Here is an 18,046-nt window from a genome sequence, read left to right as displayed (position 1 = left end):
TGTAATATTTCTTATAAAGGAAATCATTTTTCAGATCCTTTTCACTAAGTAGAATATGTCTGCTCTAAGACAATTAGTGCAAAGTGTTATCAAATTATCAATATGAACTTTTTTTACCCTCGTTTTTTATCGGAATAAATTCATCCATCTCGACTGTTACATTTGGTGCTGTTAATTCTATATCAAGAATATTCAAGAACTTTAATACTGATTTGTTTGATGGTTGACTTAGTATTGCCCTGAACTAACTAATAAATTAATAATTCTACATAGGGTTTATGTAGAGAAGAATAAGAAAATTAGAGATGAAAACATTAAAAATGAAATAAAACAAGTTGTTTTTGAATTGCACAATAATGGGATTTTTCCAGGTGATTCATCTATTAGGAGAAAATTATCTAATCCAAATTGTTTAATGGATCCTAAAGTTAGGAGGATTTGGAAAAAGGAATTAGAGTTATTGGGTTATAAAAAATGATTAAAGTAACCTATATGGTCAATACTTAAGCTGTATTATTAATCAGAAAAATGCTTTTCCCCATTTAAAATTGGGGATTTTTTTATTAATTGTTTCCAAAAATACTACTGAACCATAATTTTGCCAGGAGTATTATTTTGACTCAATAAAGTTGCCGAAAGTATATAGAAGTTGAGGTGCACGTAAAAATTGAAGACATAATCAGTTTCGAATATTGCTACAAGATTAAAAAAATATAATAGAAATGCTGTTATATCAATGGTTGGCAAGGATATACTTCAAAGTCCGGCAAGATTATGGTTCAAGTCACAATTTTGTGTTGTGACGTAAAGCATAAGTTTTCCGTTTGGAAAGCTTATGCTTTATTTTTTTTTAGGAAATTTTATGCTTTATTGGTATTATCAACAGAACACAAATTTACAATGTTAAGGTCTCAAACTAGCATTAGCTTACCTTTTTATTGTCAAAAATTTCTATTTAGTTTCAACAGTATTATTATCATTTCACTAATTTTTTAATCGATTTGTTGAAGGTGTTTAAAAACACTAATCATATTATTCAATTAAAGGGCCATTTAATGGAGGAGGAATATCAGGAAAATTGAACACTATGGAAATAATAGTTTCTGATTTTTTTGAATAAAAAGGTATCTAATTGCAAATGAAGAATACTTAGTGTTAGATAAATATCGTTAGAAAGGTAGAACATAATGGCTGAAACTTATGTGTATCATGTAGTTACCGAAATACCTATGAAGCTTGGACAAATAATATTTTTTGATAATAATCATTATAATGGTGTTTATAATCGGGTTATGGCTTGTAAAGACATATTAGATGGCAAAAAGCCTAATGATAACTTTACCAAATTTATAAATTCAAATTTGGAATATTGGAAGGTTAGAGCATACAGAGAATTAGCATTGGAAAAGGTTAGAAAAGAAAAATATCCAAACTATCCTTCTAGAATGTCATGTTTATACACCTCCAAAACTTTATCAGATGCAGAAATGTGGGCTAATTCTTTTATAAATGGTGGTAGAAAGGTTTATCAAATAGTTAAATTACGAACAGATGGTAAGGTATTTGATGGTGATGCGTATAACGTATTTGACGGAACTGATAATGCTGAAGAAAATGAAAGAAATGCAAATTGCTATTGGAGTAATAAACCTAATAAATTTGGTAAAGAACAATTAATTGAAACGTTAGTAGATGGCAATATAGAAGTCGTAGAAATAGTAAAGGAATTTCCCAAAACGGGCGCTTTACAGTAAGAATTACGCTCTCTGTTTATGATAAAGAATAAGAGTGATAATTAGTGAGTAAAACAGTTACTTTTTCATTTAAAAGTACCAAATATGAAGGAACAGAGTCAAAAGAGACATTTACTTTTGAAAATTTAGGTATTGCCGAGGATATGGATGTTAAATCAATAAAAGTAGAAATAGAAAGAATTTTTCAGGCTTGGGTTTGGGATAAACTTAATATTTCTTAAAGTATAGTTATCGATGAGGAAAACGTACATAGTGCAGATGATAGTCAGTAACAAAGAGAAATTACTGTAGTTTTGTAAAAAAGACTAATCATTTAAAATAAAATCTGATTATTAAAAATTAAGATTGATCATTAATAATAAAGTTTGATTAAAAACCCTGTGTTGATATGAAAAATTTTTCTTTTTCAACAATCGGGCCATTTAATTGAATAAGACTTAAAACAAAATTGTATATTTATAGGTAGCTCTTTGTAGCGAAAAAATTACTAATATGGAATATATTTACATGATTATTTGGGAGGTTTATGTGCAGAGATAATAAAGTTGTTTAATTTACAATAAAGTCACTTAAAAAATAATATAGTTGTTTAAAAATCCTTCTTCCACCATAGAAGCTGATTAGTTGAAGAAGGATTCCTTCTAATATATGGAGAATTATTTGTTAATAGCAAAATTAAAGGATGGATATAAGAGAGGACTATATGAGTATATACAAAACACAATCTGGAAGAGAAATGTCACTAAAGCTTTATGATGCTCAATTGAAGAAATTGGATTATTCATGTAAGGATATTTACGTTCATACTCGTTTTGGAAGAACACATATCATTGAAACTGGCAATCTATCGGGAGAACCATTGTTAGTATTTCATGGTGGGAATAGTACGACTGCCTATAATTTACTAATGTACAGATTCCTGCTTAAGGATTTTCACATCTATGCGGTTGATATTATTGGCCACCCTGGAAAAAGTGATGAAGTTAATCTCTCTCATAGCAATTATGATTATGGAAAGTGGGCAAGTGATGTTATTTCAGGGCTTGGATTTGATAAAATAGCATGTTTTGGGGTTTCGTTTGGAGGCGGAGTTTTGGCAAAACTGATGTGTATCGCACCTGAAGCAGTAAAAAAATCCGTATTAATTGTACCATCAGGTATTAATAATGCCTTTCCAATCAGTACTGTGAAAATGATGATACCACTACTCAAATATAAACTAACAAAGAAAGAAAAATATATAAAAGAAACAGCTTTATTTATGGCTATTAAAGAAGAAATTCTTGATAAAGATACTTTGGATATGGTGAAAGATAGTTTTGATCATGTAAAAACAAAAGTAGGGATGCCGTCCAATGTGAGTGAAAAATTAATGCAACAGTGTAAAGCACCGACACTTATTATGGCAGGTGAAAAAGACTGTTTATTTCCATCGAAAAAAGTATTACCAAGAGCAAAAAGAATCATACCAAATAACACGGCTCATATGCTAAAAGGGTGTGGACACATGCATATGATGTCAGAGCGTGAAAAGAAAATGATCGTTGATTTCTTAAGTGCTTAGTAACTTTAAAGTACTTTATTATTCATTTTTGAATGTAAATACATTTATATGAATAGAAATTAAACAACTTTAAGGAGCCTTACTACAATAAAATGTAGCAAGGCTCGTATCTTTTAAAACAAAATTAAATAACTTTATTATCACTAAACAGTTTAAGAAAATGGATGTTAAGTCTCTTACTATAAGCAAAGTAGGGATGAAGTAGCACATCGTTTTTTTTGTAGAAATCCTCTTCCTGAATATGGGCCACTGGCACCTAGTGAGGAAGAACTAAATTTATTTGGGGATGTTACAAATTTAAAGGTATTAGAAATTGGTTGTGGAAATGGGCATTCCATACAATATATGGACCAACGGAATGCAGGTGAATTATGGGGATTAGATCTGTCAAATAAACAGATTGATGCAGCAAAAAACATTATTAAAAAATTGTAATTCACCGGTAAAGTTATTTGAATCGCCAATGGAGGATAATCCAGGTTTACCGACTAATTATTTTTACATTTTTTTCTATATGGGATACTGCCGACAAAACGTGCATTTTGTTCGCTAAAAAGAAGAATTAGGATATTTTATATTGCCTTCTTGTTTAGGGTCCTGATTAAAAAACATATCAATTAACATTTGTAAACGTTAAATAACTCTCGCTTTATCATGTAACTGACCAAAAATATAAAAGAATTATCTTATCAAAATAATTACATCCAAGGGCAACCAACAATAACTATTGTTTTTGCCTTTTTTTAATAGACTCAGCAAAAATAGTTCTTGACTCCCAATGTTTATTTCAAATATTCTAACTAACTAAGACTTAAGACGAGCAGCTTATAAAAAACGAAAAGTGTACAGTAAGAAAATCTTATTGAAATTTTTTTGGTATTTGTTGACAAGAATATTTTAATACATTTAAATAGTAGGTAACACAATAACTACTAAAAGAAAGGGGTATTATGGAAAATATTTATAAGGAACTTCAAAACTTAGGATTTTCCCAGTATGAATGTAAAGCTTATATAGGTTTACTAAAAAATTCGCCAATTACAGGTTACGAAGTAAGTAAACGTACAGGTGTACCGCGTTCAACGATTTATGAAGTTTTAGGTAAATTGCTTGATAAGAGAGCTATCTATACAGTTCCTTCAGAGCCTGTTAAATACTCACCAGTACCGGCTAAAGAGTTGATCAACCGTTTGAGGAAAACTTTTGAAACTTCCTTTGACTATTTGGAAAAAGAATTAACTTCTCTAGAAAGCGAACGGGAAACGGATGTTATCTGGCGAATTCGCGGAAATGATCATGTAATAGAAGAAATGTTAGCCATCATTAACCATGCAAAAGACGAATTATGGCTATCAATTTGGGAGCCTGAAGTCCCGGAAATAAAAAAGGCGATCGATCGGAAGGTAGCGGAAGGGGTCAATGTGTTTACCATCCTGTTCGGATCTCCAAAAACTCAGCTAGGATTGACCTATCATCACAATTACATGCCTCCGGATATTGTTCAAGAACGGATGGGAGGACATCTAAGTGTTGCTGCACGTGATGGTGAGGAGGTTGTGATCGCGAATTTTACGGAAACTGCCTCTCCTTGGGCCGTAAAAACAAAAGATCCGGCACTTGTACTAGTTGCAATTGAATACATTAGACATGACATAATGATTGAGGAAATTACGAAGGAGCTTGGTCCAGATAAGTTGGATGCACTTTGGCGTAGAAATCAAGACCTCATTCAAGTAGTAACAGGTAAACGGTTCGAGTCATCATGAACCGTATTTTCATCCATTATTAATAGTAGTTAGTATAGTAACCCCTAAAGGAGATGATTAAATGAATACACGTGAACTTTATTTGGACGACAGTTATTTAACCTCTTGCACTGCGAATGTAGTGAAACTGGAAGGAGAGAAGGTATCACTTGATCGAACAGTTTTCTATCCGACCGGAGGAGGGCAAGAATATGATACTGGACTGCTCATACAAGGGGGGCAAACATTCGAGGTTTACCAAGTTAAAAATGAAAAAGGCGAGATTATCCATTATGTGAAAAACGCTGATCAGCTAAAATATGGGGAAATAAAAGCAGAAATTGATTGGGAACGAAGGCAAGGGTTGATGAAACATCACTCCTTATTGCATATTCTGGGAGCGGTCGTATACAAGAAATACAATGCTTTATGTACTGGGAATAAAATATATCCAGATCGAGCAAGGATCGACTTTAATAACCTTCACGATTTATCCGATGAAGAGTATCAAGAAATAGTAAATGAAACGAATAAAATTATAAAAGAAAACCACCCCGTGGCAATTCGATATGTATCTAGAATGGAGGCAGAAAATATCCCTGGTTTAATTAAAACAGCTATTAACTTACTGCCAGCTTCAGTTACAAGAATTCGCTTAATTTCCATTGATTCCATAGATGAGCAAGCTTGCGGGGGGACACATGTTTCAAATACTGGAGAGATAGGGGAAATGGCCCTATTGAAAGTGAGTTCCAAAGGGAAAAACAATAAACGACTGGAAGTTGCTCTCGTTACCCCTGGTTGAGGTTAAACAATTTTATATAATTTGCTCTATAGGGAGGATTAAGGTTGAAACTTAAAGAAGAAGTTGTTTATTTAAGTGGTGAAGAGAGTTTCCTAAAAGGGGTGAAAGATTGCTTACCGACTGTTCTTGGTTATTTAAGTATAGGGTTTGCAGCAGGCGTTGTACAAAAAACAGCAGGCCTAAGTATAATCGAAATTACACTCATGTCTTTACTTCTCTATGCCGGATCAGCTCAGTTTATTGCTGCCGGGATGTTGGTTTCGGGAGCTCCAATCATGTCGATCATATTGACGATATTTATTGTCAACCTTAGATATCTCTTATTGAGTGCAGCACTTGCACCCCATTTTCGCCACCTGGGGACATGGAAAAATACCTTACATGGATTTCTATTAACAGATGAAACGTTTGGTGTAGCCACAAGTTATCTTTCTGATAAGAAATACGCAAGCAACAGATGGATGCTGGGATTAAATCTAACAGCCTATCTGAACTGGACATTAGCAAATGTATTAGGAGGATTATTTGGAAAATGGATACCGAATCCAGAGGAATTCGGGCTCGATTTTGCCTTGCCGGCGATGTTTATCGGACTGCTCGTATTACAGATAGTCAGTCGTTCTGAATTCCGGATAGATCTCCTTGTTGTGACAGGGGCTATTCTATTTACTGTATGCACAAGCTTTATCTTTTCAACGGGAATTAATGTTATTTTGGCAACGGTTGCAGCCGCTGCTTTAGGGATGGTGATGGACAAATGGAAATCCGCCCAGAAGTCTTCTTAATTATCATTGGAGGAGCATTAGTGACTTTGATACCCCGCGTTTTCCCTCTAGTCTTCCTAAGTAAAATAAATATACCCGATTGGGGATTGCATTGGTTGAGACACATACCAGTCGCTATTATGGCTTCATTGATAGCTGAGGAATTATTGCCTTTAGGTGAAAAGAGCGGATGGGAACCGATGCGACTTTTGGCAGCAGTTGTATCCCTCATAATTGCCATTTTCACCCGAAGTCTTTTGTTGACAGTAGGGTCTGGTGTTGTCACTTTGTTCTTATTATACAAGTTTTTTTAAGCAGTGAAATCAGCTGAAGCGACAAAAGAATTTAAGAAACATAATGCCCTAAAAGAAGAATTGCTCCCACACATTTCACCTTTAGGCTGGGCACATATTAATCTTCTTGGAGAATATAAGTTTGATTCATATAGGTTACCAGCTAATATGCTGAGACCCTTAAATAAAAATTAATCTATAACAGGGGTAGCGTCAGGAAACCGCATTTATCTTAACCATCCATAACGGATGACTTTACAGTATTCAATGTGAGAGGGGACTAAATAATAATGACTAAAAATAAAATTCAGGTGAAAGTAAGAAGTTGATTGATTCTGAACAGGTAGCAGAATTTATGAACAACCTTGTACATCCACTTAAAGAAGAAATAGAAGAGGTTCGAAAAATCATTTTAAGCACTGATGATAAAATTACAGAACATATTAAATGGAACGACCCTAGTTTCTGTTATGAAGGTGAAGATCGAATTACATTTAATCTTAATGGAAAAGGATTTATTCGACTCATATTTCATTGTGGGGCTAAGGTAAAAGAACGAAAGACCAATGAGCCTCTGATTTCAGATCCTAGTGGTGTATTAGAATGGATAGCAGCTGACAGAGTTATGATGAAATTTACTGATAAAAATGACATTAAAGCTAAAGAAGAAAAACTTAAAGAAGTAATAACAATGTGGCTCAAAGTTATTTAAGATAACAGAAAATTTAAGTAATTTTCGGAATGATCCCATATTTTGTTATTCAATTAAAGGGTGCAATACTTCAAGTAGGAGATTGCTCCTTTTTTATTTAACTAAAGGGGCAGCATTCCTGTAATAACTGAAAATGAGATTTGTACGAAAAATGACCTCTTGATAAGATGAATATGTCCTGAGCTGGCCAGCTAAAAAGGACAAAACATCATTCGGAGGTCATACAATGAATTATAACCAAAATCATAAAATAGCTCAAATTACTTCTAAAACCTTGATAATTGGAATTGATATTGCCAAACATCATCATGTAGCTAGAGCACAAGATTATCGAGGAATAGAACTTGGTTCTACTTGCTTTTTTGATAATATCAAAGAAGGTTTTAGCACCTTTATGGAGTGGATTAATTAATTAAAAGAGATCTATAAAATGGAATCTGTTATAACTGGAATGGAGCCTACAGGACATTATTGGCTAAACTTAGCTCATATTTTAAAAGAAAAACATATTAAGTTCGTGACGGTTAATCCCCTACATGTCAAGCATAGTAAGGAATTAGATGATAACTCGCCAACTAAAAATGATGTAAAAGACGCAAAAGTCATTGCACAGCTAGTCAAAGATGGTAGATACGCTGAACCAACCATACCACAAGGTGTTTTCGCAGAACTTCGTGTGGCTAAAAAATTACGTGATCTATTAAGTATAGACTTACAGATCGTGCAAGGACAGGTCCATAACTGGATTGATCGCTACTTTCCAGAGTTCTTTGACGTTTTTAAAAGTTGGGAAGGAAAGGCAGCTCTTCACTTACTAAAATTTGATGCGTTACCTCATGAATTAGTGAAATACTCAGACGAAGAATTACTCATCTATTTAAGGCAAGAAGTGAAACGAAGTATAGGGATGAAGAAGATTCAAGCTCTAAAAGAAGCTGCCAATCGCTCGATTGGTATACGTCAGGGTGTCATGATGGCCAAAATGGAACTAAGAACATTAATTCAAAAATATGAACTCATTCAAGCCAAGTTCGAAGAACTTGATCATTCACTGGATACCTTACTTCAAGATATACCAGGAGTGAACCAGATGTTAGAGATTACAGGAATTGGACGAGATACAGTGGCAGGTTTTTACGCTGAAGTAGGTGATTTAAGTGAATATAATCATCCTCGTCAAATAACCAAATTAGCTGGACTCAGCCTAAAAGAAAATACATCAGGTAAGCATAAAGGGAAGACCAAGATTACGAAACGTGGTCGGAAGAAATTACGGGCATTATTATTTCGCGCATCTATGATCCTAGTAGCGAAGAATAAAGCCTTTAAAGCTCTTCATCATTACTACACAACGAGATCAGAAAATCCGTTGAAAAAGATGCAGTCTTTAATAGCTTTATGTAATAAACTCATACGAATTCTCTTTTCTATTGGCAAGAAACAGTTTGTGTTTCAGGAAGAAAAGATGTTGAAGGATATTCCCCATATGCACTCAGTTATCGATGTACAAATAGCAGCTTAATATTCTATAAAATTTACTTTTAATTAATAGATTTGAATGATTGAGCAAACAAAATCAGCATAGGATTAGTCGGCAAAGCAACTAACGTAAGGACATAGATCCTGTGGGGCAGCATGACCGACATCCACCTTATGGAAAGGTTGAACGAAGGAATGTAGGAGCGAAGACTTTGTGAGACTTGGGAGGGTTGACCCCCATAAGATATGTGGACATCCATTGGTGCGTACATACCTATTCTTCCAACTTTTTGAAAATAAACGAAAGTTGGCTAGTTTCTTACGCTCTTTTTCTTCATAAACTGCATATTTGTTTTCTTTTCATACTCATCAAAACTATTATCTTTAACAAGTTGTATAGGAATATTAAGAAAAATGGCGAATACAAGAGATAATTGTTTGTTTATTGAGGGAGTTTAGTTGAAGAAGACATAGATTTTTCTTAACTACAAAAAAGAGGCTTCTCAAGTTCAGCGAACTAATGAGAAGTCATACCAGAGTCACCTATACCTATTATTTTAATCTTCGCTTTCTAATATTCCATTTCACACACTAAGTTTCCCCTTAATACCTCATTTTCTTCCTAAACGCACCAATCGCAATCACATATAAAACCACTGTATATCCAACTACCCATATTAAAGGAACCAACATCTCACCGTAATCCCCCTGTAGAGCCAATCTTGTTACTTCCACAGCATGAACAAATGGAAGTACACTCGCAACATTCTCAAATACTCCACCAATCATGTCTAATGTGAACCATGTACCACTTAACCATGTTGCGATATTAACAAACAAAGCGAATATGCCACCTACCTGTTTATCAGTAAAAAATGTTCCGAGCATTAATCCAAACCCTAAATAAAGAAGCGCATTAACTAAAAGTACTGCTATAGCTACTATCACATTCCAATCAAACTTTAAATCTAAGAAATACGCCGTAATAAAACAAACTACTATTTGCATCATAGCAATTAAAATTAGTGGGATTGTATAACCAATAATATAGTCAGAAGGTCTTAATGGCGAAACAAATATCCGCATTAAAAATGAGCTTCCCTTGTCTTTTCCAATTAGCATACCTGAAAATAAAGTCAAAAATGCAAAACTAAACACAATGACACCAGGAGTGAGATTTTCAATTTTATATAGCTCCATTGGCATATTTTGTTGCATAATCGTGAATAACCACATAACGACGACAGGTAGTCCGATTCCAAACAATATGGTTAATGGATCACGTATTATTTCCTTTTGATTTCTCGATGCAAATGCTAAAAACCTCATTTAACTCCCTCCTCTGTTAAAATTAAGAAAATATCTTCCAAACTTTTCATACTATGTTGTTTTTTTAATTCACTTGCAGTGCCTAATGCTTGCAATCTCCCTTGGTGCATAATACCGATGCGATCCGCTAAAGCTTCTGCCTCATCCAAGTAGTGGGTTGTCAACACTACAGTAACCTTCCCTTTTAGAGTCTCTAACACTTTCCAAAGCTCACGGCGTGCACGAACATCTAACCCAAGTGTTGGCTCATCTAAAAATAAAATCTTAGGTTTGGAAATAAGCGCCATCGCAATACTTAATCTGCGCTGCCAGCCTCCTGACAATGTTTTTGCTTTAGTTTTAGCCTTATCCAATAAACTAAATTCCATCATCATCTCATGCGACATCTTTCTTGCTTTTTCTTTTCCACTACCATAAATCCTTGCAATGAATTCTAGGTTTTCCCGCACTGTTAGGTTCGGTGCTACTGCGGTTTCCTGTGGTGACACATTTATATTTTGCTTGACGGCTTCAGGTGAGGTAATAATACTATCTCCCAATAAAAAAGCATCTCCTTCAGTGGGGATTAGCATACACGATAGCATTTTAATAGTTGTTGTTTTTCCGGCACCATTTGACCCAAGCAAAGCAAAAAATTCACCATTATCTATTTCCAAAGATAAATGGTCCACAACCATTTTATCTTTGTATGCCTTCTTTAGATTTTTTAATTCTATAGACATTTATCTTCCTCCTATCTCCTTACTTTTTAGAATTGCATTAATTCGTTCAATATCCTTTCTTGAGATTGATAGTTGAATCCAGTACGTTATGACGTAAACTCCTACAAAATTAGCTAGTAAAATGAACCAGCTCATAGGAGTCTGTGGTGTCCAGCACAGTATAACAACAGTTAGCCACACTGCACCTGTTGTAAAAAAATGGGTCATATACTGTTTCATTAATCCCCAATGGTCTATGTTAAAAATGAACGAACCTAGGGCTAGTGCAACACCAATGAACCCTGTTAAAATAAATTGTGTTAATACAGCTGTCAACTCCGTATCAAATAACTCACTGAATTCATCTGATACAGGTATAAACGCACCTTTTCCTAAAAATAAGGAAATGATAATCTGTGTGATTTGTCCCAAAAAGACACCAATAATAAAACCTATACATACTCTACCTAGAAGCCTTTTTACCATCTCTTCCACCTCAAATCCCCAACTGTTTTTTAATTTTTGATACATACCGACGAGATGCGAATGTTTTAATATCGCTCTTCAGCAAAACACCTATTGTTCCGGTAAGGCTAATATCCAAACTAACAATCTGATTACGATTAATTAGTTCCGATTGGGAAATCCGAATAAATTGGTTCAATGCTAATTTTTCTTCCAACTCATACAGTCGCATACGAATGGAATATGTATCATGATTTGTTTGTACATAGACCTTTTTGTTTTCCGAGTAAATTCGAATGATCTCATCCGCTTCAACAATGATTGCTTCTTCCTCAGAAAACACCGTTAGTTTTTGGTTTTTTGATATCTTTTTCATCACGCTTTTCACTTCATCGGTTATTTTATCGGTGATAATAATGACTTTAGGTTCTTTATAGGCTGAATCAATTTTCACTTCTATTTCCATAATTAATATCCTTTCCCTACTGTAAAATGCTTTTTCTAGACAGTAAATAGATTTAAGACATTCGGTCAATATAGAGTGACAAACGGTTATTTCTTATACTAAAAAATTTAACAAAATCTATTAAATATTAATATATCGTAAAAGATACATTGATTGGTGTCTATCTACATGCAACAAAAAGAAGGCTTCTCAAAAGTTCACTGATCTAATGAGAAGCTTTCCCAGGGTCTCTTTTCACCTTTTCCCCGTACTATTTCCAAATCGATTGCTAGAGTTTAGATAAAATCTTTAGTATCAATTATCTCAATACCATTTGACTGAGTCATGTTCAAATTAATATATATTACCCAGAAGTAATGAAGGACTTCGAGAAAAAAGCATAGAAAACATTTTCAACGAAGAAAGAAATTACACTTATTATTATATAAGAGCATTAGAGGGAGTTAGATTATATTATGAAAAAAATGAGGATACTGGTGAAAAGATGAAAAAGAACCTATTAAATAAGGCTTCCCAAAGGGATAAATTTCGCTATTCTTATTCAACTATTGGTGCTTTAGTTGAATAAAACATAGGTTATTAAATGACTCTATTGTTATATTTTTTAGTATAGTGAAGTATCTTAGATCAAAAATTAAACAACTATATATAACCCCCATCCTAAATTTAATACGTGGTTATGCTTGTTAAACTTTTAAAATTAAATAACTTTATTGTCTTTTTTCAGAAGGACTTAAAATGAATGTACAGACGATGTCGATTAAGGATTTCATGGCTAGGAACAATATAATATAGAAGGAAACAGAAAAAGGTTGGTAAATTGGTTAGAAGAATTAGTACATCTATCGCAGTACCAGTGATTATGGCAGAGCCACCATTCACAGCTACTACAGAGGTGGTACTAGCCACAGCGAAAGAATGGATGGGGCAACATACACTATCACCATTAGCACATGTGTTGGATCCGGTAGTGGATATATTAGTTGCACTAGCCTTCTCTGTTGCTAGTTTGGTAATTGTAGATGCATGTTTTCTATTTATGTTTGGAAGTGCGGAAAGAGCATGGACCATAATTCAAAATGCTGGATTAGGTTATGTACTAATTCAAGTATCCCCTTTAATTTTGAACGTATTAAAATAGGTTGGTAACGCAGTGTAAAATAATTGAAAATTAAATTCGTCAACAAATACCAAATTTTAATATTTAGATAAAATAAAAAACCCTTAGAATTGGAGATTGTGAAGAAATACACTTAAGCTAACGGTGCAGGTTAGTTGAATAAGGAATATCTATAGAAATGTAAGATTACATGGTAAAATAGCGAAAAGAGGCTGTGTCAAATATGGATATTTCTTTAACCAATAAGATTAATATAAGATTTTAAGAAAGCCCATTTTAGTAAATTTAAAATAAAGTTTGCTAAAGATAAGTTCAATTTGGATTTAAAAGATATAAGGGGGAAAAGACATGCAAATACTATTAATTCGACACGGAGAATCGGAAGCAGATATTTTAAACGTACATGAAGGAAGAGCTGATTTTGAATTAACGGAAAGAGGTAGAAGGCAAGTGGGAAGTTTAGCACAAAAAGTAAAAAATAATTTCCCACCAGATTTTATATGGGCAAGTACGTTAAAAAGAGCACGCGAAACCGCTGAAAAGTTAGGAGAAACTATTGGGTGCCCAGTGCAATTGGAAGAAGAATTAATGGAATTTAATAATGGTGTACAAGCTGGATTATCCTTTGAAGAAGCGAAAAAGTATCCAGAGCCAAAATTTTTTCATGTTCGTTTTGAAAATGGAGAATCATTCATAGAATTTCGAATGAGGATTGAAACGATATTTTCTAAGATTGTGACAGAAAATAAATATGAACGAATTGCGATTGTTGCTCATGGCGGGGTAATTAATAATATATTACGTGCTTTTTTCCAAATGCCAATCAACATGGATTATTATTTTAAAATCGGAGATACAGGAATTAGTTTAATTGAACTTACTGATAAGGAAAAGGTAATTCACTTTATAAATGATACGAATCATTTAGAGAATATATAGGATAACTTTGTTAAAAATTTTGTTCAATCTTTTTTATAAAAAATACGATATTAAATCAATAAAACCCCACCTTTGAAGTGAGCCCTAAAAGTTAGACACGGTTATTTCATTAGGCAGCTTGGGTAAAATGAGTTCGGTATTGCACCGGACTCATTTTAAATTTTGCCTTTATTCGCTTTGTATTATAGTAATCGATGTATTTTTCTAATTCTATTTTAAAATGCTCTACACTTTCAAATTCTCTCAAGTAGAGGAACTCAGATTTCATAATACCAAAGAAATTCTCCATTACAGAGTTGTCGTAACAGTTTCCTTTACGAGACATACTCTGGATGATCCCTCTCGATTCAAGTGTGTGGCGATATTGCTTCATTTGATAAAATGCCAGCCTTGATCAAAATGCAGAAGTAGCTGGTGGTTCTCAGGCAAATGTTCTAACATATTTGAAACAAGGGAAAGGTTGGTCTAGAACCAATTGTGTACGTAATTATTTCCCCATTAAATAAATCTAAAACAGGCGATAGATAAAGTTTCTCACCGAATAATTTAAATTCTGTAATGTCTGTTACCCACTTTTCATTTGGAGCATCTGCCGTAAAATTACGGTCTAAAATATTCGGCGCAATTTTACCAACTGAACCTTTATAAGGTTTGTATTTTTTCATACGTATGATACACTTTAACCCCAATTCTTTCATAATACGTTGAACCTTCTTGTGATTCACTCTTTTTCCACGATTCGCAAGCTCATCACAAACACGGCGATAGCCATAACGCCCTTCATGTTCTTCATAAATTGCCTTTATTTCCACTTTTAGATCGGCATCTTTATCTGGACGATTCAAACGTTTCACTAAATCATAATAAGTGCTACGTGGAATGCAAGCGAGCTTTACGAGTGCTTTCACCGGATATTTATGCCTTAATTCATAGACTACTTGCGCTTTGTCTTGTTTGGTGATTTTTCCTTGTTTTGAACTAAGGTACTCAACTTTTTTAAATACTCATTTTCCATTTCCAATTGTTTAATACGTGCTTCCAGCGCTTCAGTATAGCCTTCAACTGGTGCTTGTTTTGATAGTTTATTGAATTCATTTTTCATGGATGGACGCCCCTTTTTCCTTGATTGAAGGGCATCTAATCCTTGAGATTCATATTGCTTTCTCCAAACACTATTTGTTGAAGGGGCAGGTATTTTAAAAATCGCTGCCGTCTCGTTTAAGGATGTACCATTTTCAATCATAAAATTAAGTACATTTAGTTTAAACTGTGAGGTGTAATTTGTACATGGATTAATAAAAGCATTAACCCCATTGTATTCATATTGTTTAACCCATTTAATGATTGCTTTATGATCAGTCCCTAGAGATTTGGCTATTTTATTAAAACTTTCATTCCCATTTAAGTAGCGCTTAACTGCTTGTAATTTTTCTTCGGCAGAATATTTAGTCATAAAAAAAACTACACCTCCAATTGTTAGATGATGTCTAACAATCGGGGTGCAGTTCACGTTTAGAACAATCTTTTTTTCAAAACGGTGGGGTTTTTATAACGTAAATCAACGTTTGCAGCATTCTTTTAATCAAATTTTATTGCAAAGCTACATTAAAAAGTATTTACTTTCATATGTAATTCATTTACATTAAATAAATAAATGTTTATTTATTTAATGTATTGTGAGGGATGATGAATGGCAAGAACAGTCAACAATCAACAGCGACTAGAGAAGCGAAATGTCATATTAAAAGAAGCAAAAAGGCAATTTCCAAGAGAGGGGTTTTCTAAGACTACTCTTTCTAGTATAGGGCAGGCAATAGGTATTAATCCTGCTACGATTTTACTGTATTTTCCTAACAAGAAGGACTTGTTTGAGTATACCGTTAAAGAAGCATTTCAGGAGACCAGAAAAGGACAACTTTATTTACCAGAGAGTTTAGAACTGTCAGAACAATTAGAGCAGATGGTGAGGCATCACGTGAGGCAATATCGTGAAGATCCATCAAACCTACGAATTTTACAATATCTGTTTTCCCAATCTGGTAGGTTTCCAGAGTTAGAGCAAGAAGCAGTTTCCATCACTTATGAGTTTGTGGAGAGAATGACTGGATTGTTGAAGAAGCGCTCTAGATTAAATGAAACCGAACAAGAACTTCGTAATAAAACGTGGGCTTATTTATCTTTCCTAAGTGGATTTACGATGATTATGCTTGAGCCTGAAAAATATCCATTATGGGAAGGGATTGTAAAACAAGGAGTTAAGCTAATTGAAACATAAAGGAGTTAAAGAAACATGATCCATAACGAAGTCAAGAAAGTAATGACGCTATATAGTAGCAGGTTGAACGAAATGTTTCCAAATCAAGTTCTTGGAGTCTATTTATATGGCTCAACTGTTATAGGTGCCTTTCATCCTGAAAGCAGTGATATTGATTTTGTTACAGTTTTTAGTCGGGAATTGACAGGCGAAGGGTTAATAAAACTATCGCACCTTCATAAGGAGGTTAAAGCTAAAAGTCCATTGGTCAAAAAGTTTGAATGTGAGTACTTATCTTTGGATGAGCAGAATCAATTACAGTTACATAAATCTTTCCCGTTTTTTGAGGGTACAAAGTGTAAGGGAAAAAGAAAGCTTATGAAAATTGCGGTTTATCAGCTTGTCCATGATTCATATGCTGTTTACGGTCCGAATTTTTCTACTTATTACTCAAATATAGATTGGAAGGATGTTATGCAGGAGATGGAGTACAATCTTAACTACTATATAGCGAGTAAAGCTTCCCGAAGCTATTTGTTTTTATTCGATTTTTGGATTGAGTTCATTGTATTAACCTTATGTCGAGTGTACTATACATTGAAAACAGGAAAGATTACATCAAAGGAACTGGCCTGTGCAGAAGTGATCAAGGACTTTGATTTAAGGTATTCTGACATTCTTCATGAGGCACTTAGAATTAGAGGGAGAGTTCAAGCCAAGTCCAATTATAAAAATCGATGGGAACGAAAGAATGCAACGATCCATTTTATAAATTCTTTAAGAGAGTATTGTAATCAAGCTTTTTTATCTAGATAAATATGGAATTGATCCCGCTTTTTTTCACAAAAGGCAATTTCATTAATCCTGCTGCTTTAACTAAAGGGCCAGCATTCCTGTAATAAGTGAAAATCAAGCTTGTGTAGGGATCGCTTCGGAGATCTTTCTTATTGTAGAAAAGAGTCAGGTGTGCGGCCGAGCCTAGGTCGTATCATATAGCGGGTGGGATTCCCGCCGATTAAGAACTAGCCATTCGCTCGTAGCGAGTCTTGGAGGACTAAAGGTAACTCTAGTCTTTAAGCGTAGACAGTTAGGTAGCGGGCCGAAAGCCAAATGGTTGAAGGGATGGAGCTCCATAAACTTTAGTAAACCGAGAGGGCTGATGCTTTACCTGCAGCAGAAAGCTACATTTAATCCTTCGTCAAAGGCTAGACGGATTAAACCTCTCTGGAGTCAGAGACCTTGGCACGTTACACATTGATATGATACGGCAACTCGGGAGACCCTATCGGTCTTTTCTTGTTAGAAGAGTATGGTGTACAAGCGATACAAAGTAAGGAAACCAAACGCCGATATAGGGAGTCGGATAGCAGCGTAGTACCAATGAAGTTGGGTAATGCCGATGGAGGAAAGGCTAGCTACCAGTTATCACCCTTACTGGGGACACATTAACTACACTCAGAGGTAGGAATAACAATGGAAACAAGACTAGTAAGGATAGCAGAATTAGCAATATCTGAACCTAAAAGATTAGCTATATCTGTGAATGGTAACTAGGAGGAGCCGTGTGCGTTAATTGCGCAAGCTCGGTTCTCTTCTACTCGACTAGTGAAAGAAGCAGCAAAGGGGCTTTATCCTTATTTCATAGACATTCCATAT

General features: G+C 34.3%; 18 protein-coding genes and 2 pseudogenes. 15 read left to right on the top strand and 5 right to left on the bottom strand.

All coding sequences use genetic code 11. The features are described 5' to 3' along the window. Positions 1-1,187 precede the first annotated feature (1,187 nt). From AN957_RS23455 to AN957_RS23420, 11 genes and pseudogenes are all read left to right on the top strand, one after another. Positions 1,188-1,754 (top strand): DUF2441 domain-containing protein, encoded by a 567-nt coding sequence (locus AN957_RS23455; protein ID WP_053477649.1) that lies wholly within the window; start codon positions 1,188-1,190, stop codon positions 1,752-1,754. Positions 1,755-1,798: 44 nt separating this feature from the next. After that, the gene (locus AN957_RS28200; protein ID WP_172797673.1) at positions 1,799-1,975 is read left to right on the top strand and encodes a hypothetical protein; all 177 of its coding nucleotides are present in this window, start codon (positions 1,799-1,801) and stop codon (positions 1,973-1,975) included. Positions 1,976-2,457: 482 nt separating this feature from the next. Continuing rightward, positions 2,458-3,318 (top strand): alpha/beta fold hydrolase, encoded by an 861-nt coding sequence (locus AN957_RS23450; RefSeq protein WP_053477650.1) that lies wholly within the window; start codon positions 2,458-2,460, stop codon positions 3,316-3,318. A 345-nt stretch (positions 3,319-3,663) separates the two neighbouring features. Beyond that, positions 3,664-3,753, top strand: a complete 90-nt coding sequence (locus AN957_RS28700; RefSeq protein WP_231690137.1) for a hypothetical protein — start codon at positions 3,664-3,666, stop codon at positions 3,751-3,753. A 515-nt stretch (positions 3,754-4,268) separates the two neighbouring features. Beyond that, positions 4,269-5,084, top strand: a complete 816-nt coding sequence (locus tag AN957_RS23445; RefSeq protein WP_053477651.1) for a TrmB family transcriptional regulator — start codon at positions 4,269-4,271, stop codon at positions 5,082-5,084. 61 nt (positions 5,085-5,145) lie between these two features. Beyond that, complete coding sequence (locus AN957_RS23440; protein WP_053477652.1) at positions 5,146-5,868, top strand: alanyl-tRNA editing protein; 723 nt, start codon at positions 5,146-5,148, stop codon at positions 5,866-5,868. A gap of 44 nt (positions 5,869-5,912) precedes the next feature. Beyond that, the gene (locus AN957_RS23435; RefSeq protein WP_053477653.1) at positions 5,913-6,653 is read left to right on the top strand and encodes an AzlC family ABC transporter permease; all 741 of its coding nucleotides are present in this window, start codon (positions 5,913-5,915) and stop codon (positions 6,651-6,653) included. Further along, entirely contained in the window at positions 6,626-6,946 is a 321-nt protein-coding gene (locus tag AN957_RS23430; RefSeq protein WP_053477654.1) for an AzlD domain-containing protein, read from the top strand. Before AN957_RS23435 ends, AN957_RS23430 begins: the two co-directional genes overlap by 28 nt. A gap of 3 nt (positions 6,947-6,949) precedes the next feature. Next, entirely contained in the window at positions 6,950-7,120 is a 171-nt protein-coding gene (locus tag AN957_RS29245) for a Tn3 family transposase (RefSeq protein WP_142108462.1), read from the top strand. Positions 7,121-7,250: 130 nt separating this feature from the next. Then, a complete protein-coding gene (locus AN957_RS23425) occupies positions 7,251-7,637 on the top strand; it encodes a DUF1801 domain-containing protein (protein ID WP_231690139.1) in 387 nt (128 codons plus the stop codon). Positions 7,638-7,863: 226 nt separating this feature from the next. Then, a pseudogene (locus tag AN957_RS23420) lies at positions 7,864-9,159 on the top strand (IS110 family RNA-guided transposase). 560 nt (positions 9,160-9,719) lie between these two features. Here AN957_RS23420 and AN957_RS23415 read toward each other — a convergent pair. From AN957_RS23415 to AN957_RS23400, 4 genes are read right to left on the bottom strand one after another with little or no spacing between them, the layout of a single operon-like run. Beyond that, complete coding sequence (locus AN957_RS23415; protein ID WP_053477656.1) at positions 9,720-10,445, bottom strand: ABC transporter permease; 726 nt, start codon at positions 10,443-10,445, stop codon at positions 9,720-9,722. Beyond that, on the bottom strand, positions 10,442-11,167 hold the full coding sequence (locus AN957_RS23410) for an ABC transporter ATP-binding protein (protein ID WP_053477657.1): 726 nt from the start codon (positions 11,165-11,167) through the stop codon (positions 10,442-10,444). The genes AN957_RS23415 and AN957_RS23410 overlap by 4 nt, the downstream gene beginning before the upstream one ends. After that, positions 11,168-11,632: a DUF3021 domain-containing protein gene (locus AN957_RS23405; RefSeq protein WP_056687291.1), complete on the bottom strand. Its 465-nt coding sequence runs from the start codon at positions 11,630-11,632 to the stop codon at positions 11,168-11,170. Positions 11,633-11,642: 10 nt separating this feature from the next. Then, positions 11,643-12,077, bottom strand: a complete 435-nt coding sequence (locus tag AN957_RS23400) for a LytTR family DNA-binding domain-containing protein (protein ID WP_053477659.1) — start codon at positions 12,075-12,077, stop codon at positions 11,643-11,645. Between the two features lie 820 nt (positions 12,078-12,897). Here AN957_RS23400 and AN957_RS23395 point away from each other — a divergent pair. Both AN957_RS23395 and AN957_RS23390 read left to right on the top strand, forming a co-directional pair. Further along, positions 12,898-13,218 carry a hypothetical protein gene (locus AN957_RS23395; protein ID WP_053477660.1) on the top strand — a complete coding sequence of 107 codons (321 nt, stop codon included), beginning with the start codon at positions 12,898-12,900 and terminating at the stop codon, positions 13,216-13,218. Between the two features lie 327 nt (positions 13,219-13,545). Further along, positions 13,546-14,136 (top strand): histidine phosphatase family protein, encoded by a 591-nt coding sequence (locus AN957_RS23390; protein WP_056686346.1) that lies wholly within the window; start codon positions 13,546-13,548, stop codon positions 14,134-14,136. Between the two features lie 109 nt (positions 14,137-14,245). Here AN957_RS23390 and AN957_RS27465 read toward each other — a convergent pair. Then, positions 14,246-15,589, bottom strand: a pseudogene (locus AN957_RS27465) (IS3 family transposase). A gap of 237 nt (positions 15,590-15,826) precedes the next feature. Here AN957_RS27465 and AN957_RS23375 point away from each other — a divergent pair. Next, entirely contained in the window at positions 15,827-16,411 is a 585-nt protein-coding gene (locus AN957_RS23375) for a TetR/AcrR family transcriptional regulator (RefSeq protein WP_053477663.1), read from the top strand. Between the two features lie 15 nt (positions 16,412-16,426). Next, positions 16,427-17,206, top strand: a complete 780-nt coding sequence (locus AN957_RS23370; RefSeq protein ID WP_056686340.1) for an aminoglycoside adenylyltransferase domain-containing protein — start codon at positions 16,427-16,429, stop codon at positions 17,204-17,206. The last annotated feature ends 840 nt before the right edge of the window (positions 17,207-18,046 follow it).

Source organism: Cytobacillus solani, assembly GCF_001420595.1.
GTDB lineage: Bacteria > Bacillota > Bacilli > Bacillales > Cytobacillaceae > Cytobacillus > Cytobacillus solani.
Note: the sequence above shows the minus strand (reverse complement) of the source record. Positions and strands in the feature narration are given on the sequence as shown.

Coding starts and splice junctions, on each gene's coding strand:
- AN957_RS23455 (WP_053477649.1), top strand. CDS start 1,188: ATGGCTGAAACTTATGTGTATCATGTAGTTACCGAAATACCTATGAAG.
- AN957_RS23450 (WP_053477650.1), top strand. CDS start 2,458: ATGAGTATATACAAAACACAATCTGGAAGAGAAATGTCACTAAAGCTT.
- AN957_RS28700 (WP_231690137.1), top strand. CDS start 3,664: ATGGACCAACGGAATGCAGGTGAATTATGGGGATTAGATCTGTCAAAT.
- AN957_RS23445 (WP_053477651.1), top strand. CDS start 4,269: ATGGAAAATATTTATAAGGAACTTCAAAACTTAGGATTTTCCCAGTAT.
- AN957_RS23440 (WP_053477652.1), top strand. CDS start 5,146: ATGAATACACGTGAACTTTATTTGGACGACAGTTATTTAACCTCTTGC.
- AN957_RS23430 (WP_053477654.1), top strand. CDS start 6,626: ATGGAAATCCGCCCAGAAGTCTTCTTAATTATCATTGGAGGAGCATTA.
- AN957_RS23415 (WP_053477656.1), bottom strand. CDS start 10,445: ATGAGGTTTTTAGCATTTGCATCGAGAAATCAAAAGGAAATAATACGT.
- AN957_RS23410 (WP_053477657.1), bottom strand. CDS start 11,167: ATGTCTATAGAATTAAAAAATCTAAAGAAGGCATACAAAGATAAAATG.
- AN957_RS23405 (WP_056687291.1), bottom strand. CDS start 11,632: ATGGTAAAAAGGCTTCTAGGTAGAGTATGTATAGGTTTTATTATTGGT.
- AN957_RS23400 (WP_053477659.1), bottom strand. CDS start 12,077: ATGGAAATAGAAGTGAAAATTGATTCAGCCTATAAAGAACCTAAAGTC.
- AN957_RS23390 (WP_056686346.1), top strand. CDS start 13,546: ATGCAAATACTATTAATTCGACACGGAGAATCGGAAGCAGATATTTTA.
- AN957_RS23375 (WP_053477663.1), top strand. CDS start 15,827: ATGGCAAGAACAGTCAACAATCAACAGCGACTAGAGAAGCGAAATGTC.
- AN957_RS23370 (WP_056686340.1), top strand. CDS start 16,427: ATGATCCATAACGAAGTCAAGAAAGTAATGACGCTATATAGTAGCAGG.